At 65.5% G+C, this 17576-nt stretch carries 12 protein-coding genes; 7 read left to right on the top strand and 5 right to left on the bottom strand.

Annotation, left to right across the window (positions count from 1 at the left end; genetic code table 11):
* The 4 genes from VFT73_RS13030 to VFT73_RS13015 all read left to right on the top strand — a co-directional run.
* On the top strand, window positions 1–185 hold a 185-nt coding region (locus VFT73_RS13030; protein ID WP_326411815.1), incomplete at its 5' end, for a hypothetical protein.
* 64 nt (window positions 186–249) lie between these two features.
* On the top strand, window positions 250–3450 hold the full coding sequence (locus VFT73_RS13025) for a WD40/YVTN/BNR-like repeat-containing protein (RefSeq protein ID WP_326411813.1): 3201 nt from the start codon (window positions 250–252) through the stop codon (window positions 3448–3450).
* 33 nt (window positions 3451–3483) lie between these two features.
* A complete protein-coding gene (locus VFT73_RS13020) occupies window positions 3484–4698 on the top strand; it encodes a hypothetical protein (protein WP_326411811.1) in 1215 nt (404 codons plus the stop codon).
* 20 nt (window positions 4699–4718) lie between these two features.
* On the top strand, window positions 4719–5813 hold the full coding sequence (locus tag VFT73_RS13015) for an alpha/beta fold hydrolase (RefSeq protein ID WP_326411809.1): 1095 nt from the start codon (window positions 4719–4721) through the stop codon (window positions 5811–5813).
* Window position 5814: 1 nt separating this feature from the next.
* Here VFT73_RS13015 and VFT73_RS13010 read toward each other — a convergent pair whose 3' ends face one another.
* Together VFT73_RS13010 and VFT73_RS13005 are read right to left on the bottom strand one after the other, a co-directional pair.
* Entirely contained in the window at window positions 5815–6273 is a 459-nt protein-coding gene (locus tag VFT73_RS13010) for a nuclear transport factor 2 family protein (RefSeq protein WP_326411806.1), read from the bottom strand.
* Window positions 6270–7739, bottom strand: coding sequence for an amidohydrolase family protein (locus VFT73_RS13005; protein ID WP_326411804.1), 1470 nt, complete (start codon window positions 7737–7739; stop codon window positions 6270–6272). Before VFT73_RS13005 ends, VFT73_RS13010 begins: the two co-directional genes overlap by 4 nt.
* Before the next feature lie 387 nt (window positions 7740–8126).
* Between VFT73_RS13005 and VFT73_RS13000 the strand changes: the two genes are divergently transcribed.
* The 3 genes from VFT73_RS13000 to VFT73_RS12990 all read left to right on the top strand — a co-directional run bounded on the left by VFT73_RS13000 (window position 8127) and on the right by VFT73_RS12990 (window position 14497).
* Entirely contained in the window at window positions 8127–10973 is a 2847-nt protein-coding gene (locus VFT73_RS13000) for a TonB-dependent receptor domain-containing protein (RefSeq protein WP_326411802.1), read from the top strand.
* A gap of 71 nt (window positions 10974–11044) precedes the next feature.
* Window positions 11045–12685: an amidohydrolase family protein gene (locus tag VFT73_RS12995; protein WP_326411800.1), complete on the top strand. Its 1641-nt coding sequence runs from the start codon at window positions 11045–11047 to the stop codon at window positions 12683–12685.
* A 21-nt stretch (window positions 12686–12706) separates the two neighbouring features.
* Window positions 12707–14497 carry a DUF885 domain-containing protein gene (locus tag VFT73_RS12990; protein ID WP_326411798.1) on the top strand — a complete coding sequence of 597 codons (1791 nt, stop codon included), beginning with the start codon at window positions 12707–12709 and terminating at the stop codon, window positions 14495–14497.
* Window positions 14498–14556: 59 nt separating this feature from the next.
* Here the strand turns inward: VFT73_RS12990 and VFT73_RS12985 are convergent, their stop codons facing one another.
* The 3 genes from VFT73_RS12985 to VFT73_RS12975 form a co-directional block, all read right to left on the bottom strand.
* Window positions 14557–15984: an amino acid permease gene (locus tag VFT73_RS12985; protein ID WP_326411796.1), complete on the bottom strand. Its 1428-nt coding sequence runs from the start codon at window positions 15982–15984 to the stop codon at window positions 14557–14559.
* A gap of 48 nt (window positions 15985–16032) precedes the next feature.
* A complete protein-coding gene (locus VFT73_RS12980) occupies window positions 16033–16680 on the bottom strand; it encodes a GntR family transcriptional regulator (RefSeq protein WP_326411794.1) in 648 nt (215 codons plus the stop codon).
* 7 nt (window positions 16681–16687) lie between these two features.
* A partial coding sequence (locus VFT73_RS12975; RefSeq protein ID WP_326411791.1) for a 4-hydroxyproline epimerase occupies window positions 16688–17576 on the bottom strand: 889 nt, incomplete at its 5' end.

Below are 17576 nucleotides of genomic sequence, written 5' to 3'. Positions count from 1 at the left end.
AGGAGCTCGCCGCGATCCGACGCCTGGACCAGCAGGCGCGGCGGCTCGAAGCGCATGCGACGAGGCCTTCGATCGAGGCCGTAATTGCCGAGGAGCTGGCGCGCTCGCACGACTATGGCGGGCGCAGCGTATTCGGCTGGGAACCGCCTGCCGCTCCTGGAACGGGCGCATCCCGCCCCCATTGACCCGCCGCCGCTGCCGTGCATAGTTCCGTATATCGTATACGGACGAGTCTCGGGAGGGATTGCCATGCGCCGATTGGGTCTGATGCTGGCGGCAGTATCGTTCTTCGCAGTCGGGGCCGCGCATGCGCAGTCGCGCGGCGAGGAAGAGCAGAAGCCGGCCGAGTTCGGCTTCCGCTTTCTAGGCCCGGTCGTCGGCAACCGTGTCGCCTCCTTCGCTGCGGCGCCGGGCGATCACCTCAATTACTATGCGGGCGCCTCTTCCGGCGGCATCTTCAAGTCCGAAAATGGCGGCGGCAAATGGACGCCGGTGTTCGACGATCAGAATGTCGCTGCGATCGGCGCGCTGGCCGTCGCGCCGTCCGACCCGAAGACAGTCTGGGCAGGCACGGGCGAAGCCTGGGCGATCCGCGACATCGATGTGATCGGCAACGGCGTCTACAAGTCGACCGACGGCGGTAAGACCTGGGTCCATATGGGCCTGGAAGCGACGGGGCGCATCGGCCGCATCCTGATCGATCCGGCCAACGCCAACAGCGTCTATGTCTGCGCGCTCGGCCGGCTTTCCGGTCCGCAGCAGGAGCGCGGCGTCTTCCACACCGCCGACGGCGGCAAGACCTGGCAGCGCCAGCTGTTCGTCGACGAGAAGACCGGCTGCTCCGGCCTGTCGATGGACGCCAAGGACCCGAAGACGATCTACGCCGGCACATGGCAGGTTAAGATGCGTACCTGGGGCGAGGAAAGCGGCGGTCCCGGCAGCGGCGTCTATGTCACCCACGACGGCGGCGAGCATTGGCAGCATATCGTCGGGCACGGCCTGCCGACCAGCCCAGTCGGCAAGATCGACGTGGCAGTCGCGCCGTCCGATTCAAACCGTGTCTATGCGCTGATCCAGACCAACGGGCTGGGCTCGCTCTGGCGGTCGGACGATGCCGGGCAGAACTGGCGCACCGTTTCCTGGGACCGCAAGCTGATCGGGCGCGCCGGCTATTACATTCACCTGATGGTGTCGCCGGTGGACCCGAACCGGATCATCGTCGCCAACAGCAGCGTCAGCCAGTCGATGGACGGCGGCACGACGTTCGACGTGGTGCGCTGGGGCGGCGATACGCACGACATCTGGTGGGACCCGAAAGACGCCGATCACTTCGTCATCACCCACGACGGCGGCCTCAGCCTCACCACCAACGGCGGCAAGAGCATCCAGCGGCACACTTTCCCGATCGGACAGATGTACCACGTCGCCGTCGACGACCAGACGCCGTACATGGTCTACACCAACATGCAGGACAACAGCACGATGCGCGGGCCCAGCCTGCCGATCGGGGGCCGTCCTTCGGATCAGGGATGGGACCACCGCATGGGCGGCTGCGAAAGCGGCTTCACCCTGCCGACGCCAGGCGATCCGGAGACCGTCTGGGCCACCTGCTATTCGAACGAAGTGACGGTGTGGGACGGCCGGACGGGCCGGGCACGTTCGGTCAGCCCGTGGCTGCACACAATGGACTCGGTGCCGGGCGAAGTGCCCTATCGGTGCCACTGGACGCCGCCGCTGGCGATCGATCCGTTCGATCCCAAGTCGGTCTATTATGGTTGCCAGGTCGTCTTCAAGACGACCGACAAGGGCCAGAGCTGGAAAGTCGTCAGCCCCGACCTTTCGCGCCAGGATCCCCAATACATCAAGTCGTCGGGCGGCATCGTCGGCGACAATCTCGGTCAGTTCGCGCCCGAAGTCGTGTTCGCGATCACGCCTTCGCAGATCCAGCAGGGCCTGGTCTGGGCCGGCACCAACGACGGCAAGATCTGGTACACGGCCGACGGCGGCGGGAAATGGATCGACGTCTCGGCCGGTCTCAAGGCGGCCGGGGTGCCCGAACTCGGCACCTTCACCAGCATCGAACCCTCGCATTTCGATGCGGCCACCGCTTATGCGACAGTCGATGCGCACCTGATCGACGATAGCGCCCCCTACATCCTGAAGACCACGGACTATGGCAAGACCTGGTCGCGCCTCGACGCCGCCCTGCCGAAGGGCCCGCTCGCTTATGTCCGCAACGTGTCGGAAGATCCCAATGCGAAGGGCCTGCTGTTCGCGGGCACCGGCAACGCCTTCTATTACTCGCTGGACGACGGGAATACCTGGACGCATTTCCGCACCGGCCTGCCGCCAGCGCCCGTGACCTGGACGGTGACGCAGAAGCGCTTCCACGACCTGGTCGTGTCGACCTATGGGCGCGGCATCTACATCCTCGACGACATCTCGCCGCTCGAGGAGATGGCAAAGAACGGCAAGCCCACCGAACCGACATTCTTCGCGCCACGCGACAGCTACCGGCTGCGGGACGCTGACGTCTACTTCACCTATTGGCTGCCTGCCGCACCAAAGGGCGAAGCGACGGTCGAAATCGTGGATGCGGCAGGCCATCCCGTACGCACGCTGAAGGCCAAGGCGGAAGCGGGGATTAACCGCGTCGCCTGGGACATGCGCTACGATCCGCTGCGCACGATCGAACTGCGTACCATCCCGCCCGAAAACCCGCACATCTGGGACGACACGCGCTTCAAAGGCAAGGAATGGCGGCCGATCACCCATTGGGGCATGCCGCCGAACCAGCCGGGGCCGGTCGCGACGCCGGGGCAGTATCGGGTCAGGATCACAGTCGACGGACAGACCTACGAGCAGCCGCTGACGCTGCTGCCCGATCCCAAGTCGCCGGGCTCGCCCGAGGATCTTAACCGCACGCTCGCGCTGCAGCTGCGCATCCGCGACGATGTCGGCAAGATATCGGACATGGTGAACCTGATCGAGCGGCAGCGGCACCAGATCGAGCAGATGCGGGCCAGCGGCGATGCCGGAGTCTCTGCCAAGCAGCTCGACGCGATCGACGCCAAGCTGCAGAGCGTCGAATACAGCCTGTTCCAGAAGGCGCTCGCCGCCAGCGACGACAAATATTACACGAACACCTGGAAGAGCTATTACAACCTGCTGTGGCTGAACGGCGAGATCGGCACGGGAGCGGGCGACGTCGCCGGCGGCGGCGATTTCGGGCCGACCGACACGGCGCCGGTGCTGCTGGCCGGCATCGAGAAGGATCTCGCGGCAGCGACCGCGAACTATCAGACGCTGATGGCGCGCGATGTGCCGGCCTTTAACCGCCTGCTCGCGGCGAAGGGCAAGGCGCCGCTCGTCACCGCGTTGCCGGTGGCAAGCGCCGATGCGGGCCTCTACGACAATGAGGATTTCGCCGATGAGGACGACGAGGGCTAAGCCCTTGTGAGCGAATCACCGGAAGGGGAGGATATGGACCGGATCGAATGGATAGGAGCCGCGGCGGCCTTGCTGGTCGCCGCAGCCTCCCCTGCCGCGGCGCAGGCGCCGCAGACGGAATCGGACGGCTATACGCGCTACGAGTTGCTGGCGCCGGGCAGCCACAAATTCCGTATTCTCTACGAGATCACCGCGAGCACGCCGGACGCCACCGCCTATTACAATCCGATCCGGCCCGGCAGCACCGCCTCCGACGAGCATGTGAGCGACCGCGCGACCGGTCGGAAGCTGGAATTCAAAGTCGTGCCCGGCTCGGTCGCGAAATCCGGCGGCGTTCGCGGCGCAGGGCCGGACAGCGAATATATCCGGGCCGCGCTCGCTCGCCCGGTGCCGGCCGATGGCGGCGAAGGCCGCGTCTTCATCGACAAGACCTATGAGGATGCGAAGAGCTATTACCAGGAAGGCGACACGATCGTGTTCGACCGGCCGCTGGGTGTGAAGCGCAACGCGGTCGTGCTGCCGGCGGGCTATGAGCTCGTCTCGTGCAATTACCCGGCGCAGGTGCTCCAGGAAAAGGACGGCCGCATCAAGATCGCCTTCTGGAACAACACGCCGGCGCAGGCGCCGCTGATCGTCAAGGCGCGGCCGTCGCCCGGCCTGTCGGCCGCCCCGTCGAGCATGGCGAAGGCGCTCGACGAGCGGGCGCACCAGAATCGCGAGATCGTCTATTTCCTGAACCAGCCGGAGACGCACAGCTTCGATCTCTATCACGACTATACCGAGTCCCGTCCGGGCGTGGGCACGTACGTCAATATCGTCCGCACCGGCAGCGCCGCGTCGAAGCCCTCGGGTCGCAACCTGGACACCGGCGCGGCGCTGAAATGGGAAATCCTCAAAGGCGCCGACATATTGAAGGCCGACCCGCACGAACAGGGCGTGACGGCCGATACCGAAGCGGTCGTGTTCCGCTTCGATCCGGTGAAGACAGGCGAAAGCGCGCGCCTGCGCTTTTCGGAGACCTACACCGATCGCGACCGGTACAAATTGGTCGGCGACGAGCTGGTATGGCATCGCTCGTTCGGGCGCCCGCTCAACACGGTCGTGCTACCCGCCGGCTGGGTGCTGACCAACAGCTCGATCCCCGGCACGATCACTCAGACCGAGGACGGCCGCACCCGGATCGAGTTCATCAATCCGCGCACCGACCAGATCGACGTCGTGATAACCGCCCGCCGCCGGCCGGCCTGATTCAGTATGGAGTTCCCGCTATGATTTCTCTCGCGCTCGCGATGCTGGCCCTGCAGGCGACTCCGGCAGCCGCGGCTCCGGCCGGGCCGGCGCCGGCAGCCGCGACGAAGTGGCCGACCCGCGAAGGCGACTTTACCGTCCGCAACTTCCGCTTCCGCTCGGGCGAGACGCTGCCGGAAGTGCGGCTGCATTATACGACGCTGGGCTCGCCGCACCGCAATGCGCAGGGCGAGATCGACAATGCGGTGATGGTGATCCACGGCACCGGCGGCAGCGGCAAGCAGTTCCTGCGGCCCCAATTCGCCGACGAGCTCTACGGGCCCGGCCAGCCGCTCGACATCAAGCGCTATTTCATCATCCTGCCGGACAATGTCGGCCATGGCGGCTCATCCAAGCCGTCCGACGGGCTGCGGATGAAATTCCCGCACTACGACTATGACGACATGGTCGAGTTGCAGCACCGGCTGCTCACCGACGGGCTCGGCATCAAGCGCATGCGGCTGATCATGGGCACGTCGATGGGCTGCATGCAGAGCTTTGTCTGGGGGGAGATGTATCCCGATTTCCCGCAGGCGCTGCTGCCGCTCGCCTGCGAGCCGGTGGAGATCGCGGGCCTCAACCGGATGTGGCGCCAGCTGATCGTCGACGGGATCGAATCCGATCCCGCCTGGATGAACGGCAATTACACGAGCCAGCCGATCCAGGGGCTGCGCACCGCCGCGTCGATCTCGACGATCGTCGGCGGCGCACCGCTGAACCTGCAGAAGCTCTATCCGGACAAGGACGCCGCCATCGCCTATGTCCGCGAGCGCGTCGAGGCGGATATCGCGAGCCGCGACGCCAACGACATGATCTATCAGTTCGAATCGTCGAAAACCTACAATCCCTGGCCGGACCTGGAGAAGATCAAGGCGCCGATGACCTGGATCAACTCCGCCGACGACTTCATCAACCCGCGCAATTTCACTTTCCCGCAGGAAGCTCTGAAGCGGATGCCGAACACCCGCTTCCGGCTGATCCCGGAAAGCACGGAGACGCACGGGCACGGCACCCACAGCTGGGCCAAATTCTGGAAGCAGGACCTGATCGACCTGCTCGCCCGCAGCGAGCGCTGATCTATTTGGCCGCGTGCGCCTCGTAGGAGGACACGTGGTTCATCGCGATCACCCAGCGGCCGTCGATCTTGCGGAACAGGCGGGTATTGATCCCTTCCTGCGGATGCTCGGGCCGTTCGAGGTGATAGTGGCTGATCAGCAGCGCCGCGTCGGGTGCGAGCATGTCGACAGTCATGTCGTAGAAATGGAGATTGCCGCGCTTTTCCGGCGCGCCGCCATAGTCGCGCACATAATGGTCGAGCGTGCCCTGCCAGCCCGCCTGGATCTTGCCGCCTGAGACGAACACCACGCCGGGATTCCAGAAGCCCGCCATATAGCCGCGGAAATCGCCCCGGTTCCACGCCTGCTCCATCGTCGCGATGACGTTCAGGATCGCGGCCTTGTCCTCCGCCTCACCGGCGCGGGCGGGGGTCGCGGCGAGCAGCAAAATGGCGAAAAGCGAACCGATCAGTTTCGTCATTGCGTCTTCTCCGGCTTGACGAGGAACAGCGGATGTTCGGGCAGCCGGTCGCGATCGACCATCCGTCCCTTGGAGAACACCGCCTCCACCTTCTCGACATTATGGATGTCCGCGATCGGATCGGCGGACAAGAGCACGAGGTCGGCGATCTTGCCCGGCTCGATCGTGCCCAGATCGTCCGGCATCGCCGCCGCGGCCGCGCCGTTCTTCGTCGCCGCGACGATCGCCTGCATCGGCGTCATGCCGAGCTCGACAAAGCCTTCGATGGCGCGGATGGTGCCGATGCCCGGCTCCGCCTCGTCGGTCTTCGGCGTGCGGCGGAACTCGGGCGCGTCGCCATAGAAGCTATCGGTTGCGGGCGTGATGCGGCAGCCTGCCTTGATCAGCCGCACGGCGTTGCGGCGCTGCACGTCCTCGTTGTCGCCCAGCATGTCGAGCCGGCGCCAGCGCTCGGCGCTGGTGGTGGGCGGCGGCATCTTCGCGATCCGCGCCTCCGCCTCGGCGCGCTTCTGCAGATGGCGCTGGCGATAGGCGCCGGTGATATAGTTGGCGCGCATCCCGCACAGCACGTTCTTTTGAACGATCAGGTCGATCAGGTCGTCCGGGAGGTCGCGGCTCGTCAGCTCGGGATGCTGGATCATGTCGATCCCCGCCTCGACCGCCAACCGCAATCCTTCGGAGCTGGTCGCGTGTGTCTCGACCGGCTTGCCGCGCTTGTGCGCTTCCTCGACGATCACCGCCTGCTGGCGCGGCGAGAAGCCGATCAGCGAGGGGCGCAGGAAATGGCTGGTCCCGCCATATTTGATGAAGTCGACGCCCTTATCGAGATAGGTGTTCATCGCCACCCGCAGCTCGTCGGGTGTCATGTCCATGATCTCCTCGCCCATGCCCTGGGCAAGGAGGTCGTTCCATTGCTCCTGGAACAGCGACAGGTCGGCATCCTTGGTGAGCGAGAAGGTCAGCGAGAAGGGACCGCTCCAGCCGAGTATGTTGCCGGCTGCCTTGATCCGCGCGCCGACCACTTCGTCGCGGTCGATCCGGTCGCGGACGACGAGGATCGGCGGCAGCAGGCCATAGCTGTCGCGGATCGTCGTCACGCCATAGCGGAGCGCACGTTGCGCGAATTCGAGCGCAAGCTCCTCGCCGCGATCGGCATATTTGACGGACGTGTCGCGGCGCGATGGATTGCCGTAGACCGACACATGGACATTGCTGTCGATGAAGCCTGGCAGCAGGTAGCGCCCGCGCCCATCGACGACGAGGGCGCCTGACGGCGCCCGACCGCCGCTCGGCGCGACCGATACGATCCGACCCTTTTCGATCCGCACCGTCATGTGCGGCCTGGGCGCGGCGCCGGTGCCGTCGATCACCGTGACGTCGGTGATAACGGTCGGGCGCGGCGGCGGCAGTGCGGCGCTGGAGCTGCCGCCTGTCAGCGCGGCAGCAGCGACAAACAATCCTGCCACCGCTCGCCCGAGACAGATTCTTACCGACATTTGCGCCTCCGCAGAATCATCCGTTGACATCTACAATCCGCTGTATATCGTATTTCGTATACAGTCATAGCGGATAAGGGGCGCGATGCTGTACCGAGGGGAAATTTCCGAAGCCTGCGATGGCCGGGCTGCCGACGCGCAGCAATGCCTGTCAGCGGGAATGGGACTGCCGGATTCCGGGAGCGCGGGGGTCATGAGCGAAAACGCCGCCCTGCACGCAATCATTGCCAACAACGACCCATCGCAGGGAGATTGAGGATGTCGTTCGATCATAACCGCCGTGTGCAAAACCGACTGCGCCAGACGCTGCTGGCGACAAGCTTCCTATGCGCTGCAGCGCTGGTGCCCGGGGCCGCGATGGCTCAGGAGGCCACCGCCGAAGCGGCCCCTGCACCTGCCGCCGACATTGTCGTGACCGGCTCGCGCCTGGCCCGGCCCGACCTGACGGCGCCCAGCCCGATTACGGTGGTCGGCGAGGATGACATCAAGCTGTCCGGCAACGTCACGCTCGAAAAGACGCTGAACGAATTCCCGCAGCTGGCCCAGGGCAACACTTCGACCGTCAACAACGGCGGCGGCTCGGGCGTGCTCGCCGCCAATCTGCGCGGCCTGGACGCGACGCGGACGCTGACTCTGGTCAACGGCCGGCGGTTCATCCCGGCCGACTCGAACGGCTCGGTCGACCTCACCAGCATTCCGGACGCCTTGATCAAGCGCGTTGAGGTGATCACCGGCGGCGCCTCCGCCGTCTACGGCTCCGACGCCATCGCCGGCGCCGTCAACTTCATTCTCGACGACAATTTTCAGGGCCTTCAGGCGACGGCGCAGGCGGGCATCACTGACCGCGGCGACGCCGGCAGCAAGAAGTTCGACATCACCTATGGCGCGAGCCTCGAAGACGGCCGCGGCAACGTCACCCTGTCCGCGGCCTGGGCGACCCAGGACCCGATCACCCAAGCCGATCGCCCGTACAGCCGCGTGCCGCTGGCGGAAATCAACGGGAAACTCGTCTATTCGGGCTCCGGCAACATCCCCGGCACGCGCGTTCCGCTGAGCCTTGCACAACGCAATGCGCTCGTCGGCGTCAACCTGAACCCGACCGGCACCTGCACCTCGATCACCGGCATCCGCTTCGGCGCGGGCGGCACGCCGCTGCCCTATTGCCAGCCGGAAGACACCTATAACTATGCGCCGTTCAACCTGCTGCAGCGGCCGCTCGAGCGCGTCAACTTCTCTGCGCTTGGCCACTACGACATCACCGATCACATCACCGCCTATACCGAGGCGTTCTTCGTCAACGCGCGCAACAATTCAAAACTGGCGCCGGACTCGTTCACGCCGGTAACGCCGGGCGCAGCCTCGTCCACGCTGCTGGTGCCGAATTATGCGACCAGCGCCAGCCTCTCGCCGGCCGTCCGCGACTTCTTCGTGAACAACGCCGCGATCTTCGATCCCGACGGCGACGGCACTGCAGCCGTTGTGGGCGGCGGCCGCCGCGCGAGCGAACTCGGCACGCGCGACAGCTTCTACGAGCGGCAGTCCTACGAGATCACGACCGGTTTGCGCGGCGACTTCGATATCGGCACCCAGAATTGGCGTTGGGATGCCTTCTATCAGTATATGCGCAACCGCACCGACACGCGCAGCGAAGGCGTCATCAACCAGACCAGGCTGAGCCTCGGCCTCGATTCGGTCTTCAATGCCAACGGCCAGGCCGTCTGCCGTTCCGGCTTCCAGGGTTGCGTGCCCGTGTCGATCTTCGGCCTTGGCTCGATCACGCCAGAGGCCGGAAAGTATCTGACCCCGACCCGCAAGAGCTACGACATCTTCGAGCGTCAGGTGGCGGGCGGATCGCTGAGCGGCGCGCTGTTCGACCTTCCCGCCGGCCCAGTCGCGGTCGCAGTCGGCGTCGAATACCGCAAGGACAGCTATCAGTTCACGCCGAGCTCGATGGACCTCAACAACGAATACGGCGCCGCGTCCAGCAACGCGCTCGCCGGCTCGTTCGACGTCAAAGAGGTCTTCGGCGAGCTGCGCGTACCGATCCTGAAGGACAAGCCCTTCTTCGACACGCTCGCGATCGAGGGTGCGGCCCGCTATGCCGACTATTCGACGGTCGGCGGGGTGTTCACCTGGAAGCTGGGCGGCGAATATGCGCCGGTCGACTGGGTCCGCTTCCGGGGCGCCTATAACCGCGCCATCCGCGCGCCAAACATCAACGAGCTGTTCTCAGCCCGTGGCCAAGGCTTCACTGGCGGCACCGATCCGTGCGCCCGCCCGAACCTGACCGGCGCCGATACGCGAAGCTCGGCCGTGAAGCAGTTCTGCGTGGCACAGGGCGTGCCGGCTGCCGATATCGATACCTTCACGCAGGCGACGCTGGGCCTGACGCAGGAATCCGGCGGCAACCCGAATCTGCGCGAGGAGAAGTCGAAGACCTACACGATCGGGGTTGTCGTCTCGCCGCCGTTCGTGCCGCGGCTGAACATCACGGCGGACTATTTCGACGTCGAGGTGGAAGGCGCGATCACGACGATCAACGCCCAGCAGACGCTCAACGACTGCTTCACCACGCTGAACGCGAACAGCCCGACCTGTAAGTCCATCTTCCGCCTGCCGAGCGGTCAGATCGATTTCGTCCGCACCAGCCTCAGCAACATCGGCGCGCTGAAGGTTCGCGGACTGGACGTTCAGGCCGACTACCGCGTGCCATTGCCGGGCTTCATGGAGTTCGACGGCAATGTGGCGAACCTGTCGCTGCAGGCAGTCGGCAGCTGGATGTTCGAGCGTTCGACCCAGGTGCCCGGCAGCGTGACGCAGGACTGCGCCGGCTTCTATGGCGCCGGATGTTCGCGGGGCACCGGCGGCTTCATCATTCCGGACTTCAAGCTTAACCTGAACGCGACCTATCACAGTGGGCCGCTGACGGTGCGCGGCCAGGGCCGGATGATCGGCGGCCTCGACGTCTTTCCGACGCTCAGGGACAAAACCATCGTCAAGTCTGCGCCGGCAGTCTGGTATTTCGACCTGACCGCCAATGTCGATCTCAACAAGAACTTCACCTTCTTCGCGGGTGTGAACAACCTGTTCGACAAAATGCCCCCGATCCTCGGAACCACGTTCGTCGGCGACGCGAATGTCGACGTGTCGCTCTACGACACGCTCGGCCGGCGCTACTTCGCCGGGTTGCGCGTGAAGTTCTGAGGATCACTCTGCGGCCGGCGGATTCCCCTTTATCCGCCGGCCGCTTTAGTTTTGACGAAGGAGCCGGACCGATGACGCACAAGCTGCGGACGATGGCGGCTGCGCTGCTCGGCGCCACCGCTTTGCTGGCGAGTCCCTTTCCACCGGCCGTGCTCAAGGCGCAGACCCAGGCGGCCGATGTGATCCCGGCGCGCACCGAAGGGATCGGCCCGTTCAACCGCGTCGTGCTGCGCAACGTGACGATGATCGACGGTACCGGCGCACCGGCGCAGGGGCCGGTCGATATCGTGCTCTCGGGCGACCGGATCGTCGAGATCAGGACGATCGGCGCACCCGGCAAGATCGATCCGTCCGCCCGTGCCGCAAAGGGCGACTATGAGCTCGACCTGACCGGCTATTACGTGCTGCCGGGCTTCGTCGATGCCCACGTCCACCTGCACAATCTGGACGACGCCCAGCACGTGCCGTCCGACTATATCCTGAAGCTGTGGATGGCGAACGGCGTCACCTCCGTCCGCGAAGTCGGCAGCAACCGTCCGATCGAGTGGCTGGCCGACATCAAGGCGCGCAGCGCACGCAACGAGATCGTCGCCCCGCGCATCGACATTTATCCGTTCTTTCACAAGATCCGCACGACGCCGGTCAACGATCCGGTGCAGGCCCGGCTGGCGGTGCAGGAAGCCAAGAAGCGCGGCGCCGACGGCATCAAGTTCATCGGCGGCCCCGAGGACGTGCTGTTCGCCGCGATCGAGGAAGCGCACAAGCTGGGCCTCCATACGACGATGCACCATGCCCAGCCGAGCGTCGCCTATGCCAATGTGCTGACCACCTCCGCGCACGGGCTGGAGTCGATGGAGCATTGGTACGGCCTGCCGGAAGCGATGTTCACCGACCGCGAATTCCAGCGCTGGCCCAACGATTTCATCAATAATGACGAGCAGCAGCGCTTCGGCGAGTCCGGGCGGCTCTGGGTGCAGGCCGCCAAGCCGGGATCGGCGAAGTGGGAAGAGGTCATGCAGACCCTGCTCGATCGCGGCTTCACGCTGGACCCGACCTTCACGGCGTATCTCGCCAGCCGCGACCTGATGCGGATGTACCGTGCGGTCTGGCACTCCGACTACACGATGCCGGCGCTGTGGGATTATTACCGCCCGAACCGCTCCAACCACGGCTCCTACTGGTATGACTGGACGACCGAGGACGAGGTCGCCTGGAAGGAGAATTGCCGGCTCTGGATGCAGTTCGTGAACGAGTACAAGAATCGCGGCGGCCGGGTCACCGTCGGCAGCGATTCAGGCTATATCTACAACCTCTACGGCTTCGGCTATGTGCAGGAGATGGAGCTGCTGCGCGAAGCCGGCTTCTCCCCCCTGGAAGTGATCCACGCCGCCACCCAGCAAGGCGCGCGCCTGCTCGGCCACGACGATCAGGTCGGCACGATCCGGGTCGGGCGCAAGGCCGACCTGGTGGTGGTGAAAGGCAATCCGCTCGCCAACCTGAAGCTGCTGTTCGGCACCGGGACGCTGCATCTGAACGACCAGACCGGCAGGGTCGAGCGCATCGGCGGCATCGCCTGGACGATCAAGGACGGCATCCTTTACGATGCGCAGAAGCTCCGCGCCGAAATCCGAAAAATGGTCGCGGACGCCAAGGCCGCGCGCGGGCTGCCGCCCGGACCGATGCCGGTCGTGACGGCGGAAACGGAGCAATAGCTGTAGCTTAGAGGAGAGGACATGACCGGCCGAACGATGCTGGCAGGAACGATTGCGCTGGCGATACTGGCGATCGGCGGACAGGCAGCCGCGCAGGCCCCGGCTCCGAACAGCGCGGATGCGCGGCTCAGGGCGCTGTACGAGCGCGAATGGACATGGCGGCAGCACGAGCTTGGCCGCGTCCAGGACAAGAGCGGGCGCTGGATCGAAGGCGCCGACCACCTGCCCCGCGTCGACGCGAAGACGCAGGCGGCGCACCTCGCCTATTGGACGCAGGTGCTGGCGGAGCTGGACAAGATTCCGGTCGACCAGCTTTCGTCCGAGGAGAAGGTCAATGCCGCCGTGTTCCGGCGGTCGATCCAGACGCTGGCGGACAATGCGCGCTTCAAGACCTACGAAGCGCCGTTCAACGCCGACACCTTCTTCTGGTCGGGCCTGAGCCCCCGGAGCGGCGGCTTTCCCGACGCGCAGGCGTACCGCAACTACATCGCCCGCGTGCGTGACATCCCCCGCTATTTCGACGAGGAAATCGCCAACATGCGGGCGGGGCTGAAGCGCGGCTTCAGCGTGCCGCGCGTGGTCGTCACCGGGCGCGACAAGACGATCGTGCCCTATCTTGCGGCCGGGGCGGAGAATCCGCTGCTCAAGCCATTCGCGTCGATGCCGAACTCCATTCCTGCCGCAGAGCAGGCAGCCTTGAGGGCGGAAGGGGAGCAGGCGGTCGCGCAGGCGGCAATCCCCGCCTATCGCGAGCTGCTCGATTTCATCCGCAACGAATATATGACGCAGGCGCGCACCACGCTCGCCGCCGAAGCCGAGCCCGACGGCAAGGCCTTTTATCAGTCGCAGATCGAGGCGTTTACGACGCTCGACCTGACCGCCGAACAGATTCACCAGATCGGCTTGAAGGAAGTCGCGCGCATTTCGGCCGAAATGGAAGCGACCAAGGCGCAGACCGGCTTCAGGGGTTCGATGCCGGAGTTCCTGAAGTTCCTGCGCACGGACCCGCAATTCTATCCGAAGACGCCGCACGAACTGCTCGCCTTTTCCGCCTATGTGGCGAAACGCGTCGACGGCAAGCTGGACGAGTTCATCGGCTTCCTGCCGCGCCGCCGCTTCACGATCCTGCCGGTGCCGCCGGCGCTGGCGCCGATCTACACCGGCGGCCGCGGCGGGCTCGGCAGCTGCCTGATGAACACCTACGACCTGCCGTCGCGCCCGCTCTACACGCTGACCGCGCTGACGCTGCACGAGTGCAATCCGGGCCATTCGTTCCAGGGAGCGGTCGCCGCCGAAGCGAAGGGCCGGCCGGATTTCCGCCGCCAGACCGGCTTTTCCGGCTATGGCGAGGGCTGGGCGCTCTACATGGAGTGGCTGGGCACGAAAATGGGCGTCTACGACACGCCCTACGAGAATTTCGGCCGTCTTTCCTACGAGATCTGGCGCGCGTGCCGGCTGGTGATCGACACCGGCATCCACCATTACGGCTGGACCCGCGAGCAGGCGCAGCAATATCTGCGCGACCATACCGCGCTGTCGGAACACGAGATCGAGACGGAGATCGACCGCTACATCGCCTGGCCCGGGCAAGCGCTGGCCTACAAGCTGGGCGAGATGCTGATCCGGCAGAAGCGGGCCGAGGCGGAAGCGAAGCTGGGCACGAAGTTCGACCAGCGCAACTTCCACGACGCTATCCTGGCGCTGGGCTCGGTGCCGCTGTCGGTGCTCGAAGCGAGACTCGACCAGTTCATCGCGGACGGCGGCGTCAACCCGCCGGGTTTCAATCCTGCCCTGCCGGAAGTCGCTCCCTGATCCCATGCGCCTCCGGCAAGGAGGGGCGGTCGCGGTAACGCGGCCGCCCCTTTTTTCGGTCAGATGCCGACGACCGGCCGGTCCATCCGCACCATGCTGCGGGTGCGGCTGTACAGGAAATAGACCACCAGCCCGATCGCGTTCCAGATCACGAACCTGATCAGGGTCGAGCTCGGCAGGCTGATCAGCAGATAGATGCAGCCCAGCACCGCCAGCGACCCGACCAGATAAGGCGCCGGGCAGCGGAACACCCGCGGCAAGTCCGGCGCACGGCGGCGCAACACCATCAGACAGACGCCGACGGCGATGAAGGCGAGCAGCGTGCCGGCATTGGCGAGCGCTGCGATTTCGCCGACGTCGAAGAACGCCGCGATGACCGAGACGAACAGGCAGGTGATCATGGTGACGAACACCGGCGTGCCGCGCGACGACACGTTGGAGAGCCTGCGCGGCAGCAGCCCGTCGCGCGCCATCACGAAGAAGATGCGGCTCTGCCCGTACATCATCACCAGGATCACCGACGGCAGCGCGACGATCGCCGCGCTCGCCACGACCCAGGAGACGACCGGATGCCCGAGCGTCCGCAGCGCAAGCGCGAGCGGCTCGGGCGAGCCGCCGAGCGTCGTGTAGGCGACCGCGCCAACCGCTGCGACAGCGACGAGGATGTAGATGGTGGTCGACAGCGCCATCGATCCGATGATGCCGATGGTCAGGTCGCGTTTTGGATTGCGCGTCTCCTCGGCCGATGTCGCGACGGCGTCGAAGCCGTAAAAGGCGAAGAACACGATCGCCGCCGCTGCCATCACGCCGCGCTTCTCGCCGCCCTGAAGCGTGCTGCCGAAGCCGTACGGCATGAACGGGTCAAGATTGGCCGGATTGAAATACGGCATCACCACGACCACGAACACGGCGAGCGCCGCGAGCTTGATCACCACCAGCAGGATGTTCACCGTCGCGCTTTCGCGCGTGCCGGCCAGCAACAGCCCGGCAATGCCGACCGAGACCAGCACCGCAGGCAGATTGATGACGCCTCCGCCGTGCGGCCCGGCCAGCATCCATTGCGGCAAATGCACGCCGGCGGATTCGATCAATCCCACCAGATAGCCGGACCAGCCGACCGCCACGCCCGAGCAGGCCAGCGAATATTCGAGAATCAGGCTCCAGCCGACGATCCAGGCGAGCGTCTCGCCCAGAACCGAATAGGTGTAGGTATAGGCGCTGCCCGAGGTCGGGATCAGCGTCGCGAGCTCGGCGTAGGCAAGCGCGGCACAGGCGCAGACCGCACCGGCGATCGCGAACGCCAGGATCACCGCCGGCCCGGCGCGCTCGGCGCCGACACCGGTCAGCGTGTAGATGCCGGTGCCGACGATCGCGCCCACGCCCAGCGCCACCAGATGCGGCCAGCTGAGCGTCGGACGCAGGCCATGCCCCGCCTCCGCCCGCGAAGCATCAATGGGCTTGATGGGCCCAAACAAACCTGCTGCCACTTACTGCTCCTTCCCTATTCCCGGAGCCGACGGCAGCCGGCCCGGCTCTTATTTCCCGACGAGCTGAAGCTGCAGGTCATCGAGTGTTTTTCCGATATGCGCGCGCATCAAAACCTCCACGCGATGCTCGTCGCGCGCAAGCCACGCCTGGAGCAGCTCGCGATGCTCCTCGTTCGCACGTTCGTCGCGTCCAAGCTGTTCGAGATGCTTTCGGACATAGCGTTCCGACAGCACCTGCAGCCGCTCCAGGAGGTTCACGGTGATCGGTTTGCCGCAGGGGCGGAAAAGCGCGCGGTGAAAGGCGCGGTTGAAGGCGCCGACGCCTTCGCCATGTTCGTTGGTGAACGTGCTCAGCGTGTCGAAAGTCTCGGTGGCATGAGCATGATCCTCCTCGGTCGCAAGGCGTGCGGCGAGCGCGGTCGCTTCCGGCTCCAGCTTCACGCGCAGCTCGTAGACCTCCTTCGCTTCGGAGGCGCTGAGCGGGGAGACGAAAAAGCCGCGATTGGCTTGCGATCGGATCAGCCCTTCCTCCTCCAGACGCGCGAGCGCCTCGCGGAGCGGGATCTTGCTGACGCCGAGTTCGGCGGCGAGCGCATCCTGGCGGATCGCCTGCTCGGTCGAGACGGCGCCGGACAGGATGCGGTTGCGGACGAGATCGACCAATTGGTCGGACAATGTGCGGATGACGAGGCTCATGAACGCGTCATACCACCGAAAACCCCTTCCAGAAGCTATCCGATCGGTCGACCCAGATCGTGTTGAATCCGGTCGTGATCGCGGAACCCTCGATCGATGGAATGATCGCGGGCGTGTCGCCCAGCATCGTCGCTTCCTCGACGCGTCCTGTAAAGCGGCTGCCGATATAACTTTCGTGGACGAAGCGGTCGCCGACCGCCAGCCTGCCCTTGGCGACGAGATGCGCCATACGCGCCGAGGTGCCCGTGCCGCACGGGCTGCGGTCGATCGCCCGCTCACCGTAGAAGACCGCGTTGCGGCCGTCGGCGCCTTCTCCTTTCGGCTTGTCGGCCCAGAGCACATGGCTGACGCCACGGATGCGATCGTCGAGCGGGTGGACGGGCTCATAGACGTCCCGCACCAGCGACCGGATCGTGCGGCTGAGCTCGACGATTTGCGATGCGCCGAGCGCGTCCAGCCCCTGATAGGCGCCCTGCGGCTCGACGATCGCGTAATAATTCCCGCCATAGGACACGTCGACTGTCAACGGCCCGAAGCCCGGCACGTCGATGGCGATGCCTTCGGCGGCCAGATAGGCCGGCACGTTGCGGATACGCACCCACGCGACCTTGTCGCCGTCCTGGCCGTATTCGATGTCGATCACGCCGGCCGGCACTTCGACGCGCAGCCTGCCCGGTTCGCGCGGGCTGATCAGCCCGTGCTCGAGCCCGAACGTCACCATCCCGATCGTGCCGTGGCCGCACATCGGCAGACAGCCGCTCGTCTCGATGAACAGGATGCCGATATCCGCGTCCGGTAGTGTGGGCGGGTAGAGGAACCCGCCCGACATCATGTCGTGGCCGCGCGGCTCGAAGCAGAGGCTGGTGCGAATCCAGTCGAACCGTTCCAGGAAATCC

Source organism: Sphingomonas sp. (assembly GCF_035758555.1).
GTDB lineage: Bacteria > Pseudomonadota > Alphaproteobacteria > Sphingomonadales > Sphingomonadaceae > Sphingomonas_B.
Note: the sequence above shows the minus strand (reverse complement) of the source record. Positions and strands in the feature narration are given on the sequence as shown.

Bases quoted from the DNA above. Each gene is read 5' to 3' on its own strand.
- VFT73_RS13025 (WP_326411813.1), top strand. From the start codon at position 250: ATGCGCCGATTGGGTCTGATGCTGGCGGCAGTATCGTTCTTCGCAGTC.
- VFT73_RS13020 (WP_326411811.1), top strand. From the start codon at position 3,484: ATGGACCGGATCGAATGGATAGGAGCCGCGGCGGCCTTGCTGGTCGCC.
- VFT73_RS13015 (WP_326411809.1), top strand. From the start codon at position 4,719: ATGATTTCTCTCGCGCTCGCGATGCTGGCCCTGCAGGCGACTCCGGCA.
- VFT73_RS13010 (WP_326411806.1), bottom strand. From the start codon at position 6,273: ATGACGAAACTGATCGGTTCGCTTTTCGCCATTTTGCTGCTCGCCGCG.
- VFT73_RS13000 (WP_326411802.1), top strand. From the start codon at position 8,127: ATGGCTCAGGAGGCCACCGCCGAAGCGGCCCCTGCACCTGCCGCCGAC.
- VFT73_RS12995 (WP_326411800.1), top strand. From the start codon at position 11,045: ATGACGCACAAGCTGCGGACGATGGCGGCTGCGCTGCTCGGCGCCACC.
- VFT73_RS12990 (WP_326411798.1), top strand. From the start codon at position 12,707: ATGACCGGCCGAACGATGCTGGCAGGAACGATTGCGCTGGCGATACTG.
- VFT73_RS12980 (WP_326411794.1), bottom strand. From the start codon at position 16,680: ATGAGCCTCGTCATCCGCACATTGTCCGACCAATTGGTCGATCTCGTC.